At 43.1% G+C, this 216-nt stretch carries 1 protein-coding gene; it reads right to left on the bottom strand.

Annotated features, from left to right (window positions below; genetic code table 11):
• Positions 1-10: 10 nt before the first annotated feature.
• Positions 11-216 (bottom strand): HNH endonuclease (locus tag P5674_RS26450; RefSeq protein ID WP_315670545.1); only part of this gene is annotated, 206 nt, incomplete at its 5' end.

The following is a 216-nucleotide window of genomic DNA, read 5'->3' as shown; positions in this document are numbered from 1 at the left end:
CACCTCCTTGTTAAGAGTACAGCAACCTCTCTTCATCAAGAGCTGTTTTATCATCGCGGGTGTGGCGATGTAATAGCTGAAGGTTTTTGTATTCATCCTTTCCGCCTAGGCTTTGAGGTACAATGTGGTCTACTTCAACTAAATCCGATGGTGCGAAATACTGTCCACACCAGGTACATCTACCTTTTTGCTTTTTGAGTAGTTTTGCTACCCTAA

Origin of the sequence: Limnospira sp. PMC 289.06, assembly GCF_032350395.1 — a bacterium.
In the GTDB taxonomy this organism is placed as follows: domain Bacteria; phylum Cyanobacteriota; class Cyanobacteriia; order Cyanobacteriales; family Microcoleaceae; genus Limnospira; species Limnospira platensis.
The sequence above is the reverse complement of the archived record's forward strand: the minus strand, read 5'-3'. Positions and strand labels throughout refer to the sequence as shown.